Below are 1444 nucleotides of genomic sequence, written 5' to 3' on the forward strand. Positions count from 1 at the left end.
CGCTGACCCCCCGCCCACCACGCGGCCCGGCCCCTCGGGGCCGGGTCAGCCTCGTGGTCGGTCAGCCCTCGCAGCCGGACGGCACGTCGCCGCCGGACGGGACGGAGGCGACGATCGTGTCGGAGATCGGGGCGACCCACTGCAACGGCTGTTCGTACGCCCCGGGCACGGTGACCGTGACGGCGGTCTCCCGGTCGACGGTGGTCAGCACGGTGGCGCCGGCCTCCTGCTTGGCGTGCCAGCAGACCCCGTTGACCGTCCAGACGTCGTCGGTGGCGGGCAAGGTCGGCTCCGCGCCGCCACACGCCACCGTCAGCGGCGGATCGCCGTACGCGGCGTTCTGCTCGGCGCCGGCGGTCACCGGCCGCTGCCTCAGGTCGCGTACCGATCCGGGCAGCTGCGACATCAGCGCGCGGCAGACCGTGGCCGGGCGGGCGCCGAGCGCCGGGGCGGCCATCTCGACCGGCGCGCCGGACTGCGCGCGGGCCGCCGTCGCGGTCGGGCCGGGCGTGGCGGCCGGGGTGCCGGGCGCGAGCCGGGCGAAGGCGAGCCCGCCGACGGCCGCGGTCACCGGCACCGCGACCAGGGTGGCGATCAGCGCCGCCTTCCGGGTCGCCGGGTCCCGTCCCGGTCGGCCGGGGCCCTTCGCCGGCGGGTCGCGGTCGACGGACGGGGATGAGGTCGAGGTGATCTGGTCCACTTACAGCCGCACCACAGAACACGTGAGGGTGCGGGTGATGCCCGGCACCATCTGCACCTTGCTGACGATCAACTTGCCGAGTTCGTCGACGGTGTTCGCCTCGGTGAGCACGACCACGTCGTACGGCCCGGTGACGGCGTCGACCCGGACCACGCCGGCAAGGTCCGCGATCAGGCCGGCCACGTCACGCGCCCGCCCTACCTCTGTCTGGATGAGGATGTACGCCTGTACCACGACTCGACCTCCGTCCGTCGCCGCCAGCGGGCGGCCCGAAGGGTGAAACTACCTTACGGAGCAGGGGTGATCCCTATCGGTGGCCGGCTGGACGCGGTGAGCGAGCGTACCCGCCGCTGGGGCGAGGGCGGCACGGACGGGAGCGAGGGAACGGGATGACGGTCGCGGGTGTCGGGGAGTTCGGGCTGATCGAGCGGGTGACGGCCCGACTGACGCATGGCGAGAACTGCCTGCTCGGTCCGGGTGACGACGCGGCGGTGGTGGCCGCGCCGGACCGCCGGGTGGTGGCGTCGACCGACGTGCTCGTCGAGGGGAGGCACTTCCGCCGGGACTGGTCCAGCGCGCGTGACGTCGGGCACCGGGCGGCGGCGGCGAACCTCGCCGACATCGCCGCGATGGGGGCCACCCCCACCGCGCTCCTGGTCGCCCTCTGCCTGCCGGCGGACCTGGACACCGCCTGGGCCGAGGGGCTGGCTGACGGGCTCGGGGCGGAGGCGGCCACGGTGGGGG

General features: G+C 75.2%; 3 protein-coding genes. 1 reads left to right on the plus strand and 2 read right to left on the minus strand.

The window, feature by feature from the left end; all coding sequences use genetic code 11:
* Positions 1-61 precede the first annotated feature (61 nt).
* Entirely contained in the window at positions 62-691 is a 630-nt protein-coding gene (locus E1165_RS28565; protein ID WP_243705040.1) for a DUF3515 family protein, read from the minus strand.
* A gap of 9 nt (positions 692-700) precedes the next feature.
* Positions 701-934: an Lrp/AsnC ligand binding domain-containing protein gene (locus tag E1165_RS28570; protein ID WP_013284547.1), complete on the minus strand. Its 234-nt coding sequence runs from the start codon at positions 932-934 to the stop codon at positions 701-703.
* Between the two features lie 155 nt (positions 935-1089).
* Here E1165_RS28570 and E1165_RS28575 point away from each other — a divergent pair.
* The coding region (locus E1165_RS28575; RefSeq protein ID WP_243705039.1) for an AIR synthase related protein at positions 1090-1444 on the plus strand (355 nt) is incomplete at its 3' end.

It is taken from the genome of Micromonospora sp. KC723, assembly GCF_004348595.1.
GTDB lineage: Bacteria > Actinomycetota > Actinomycetes > Mycobacteriales > Micromonosporaceae > Micromonospora.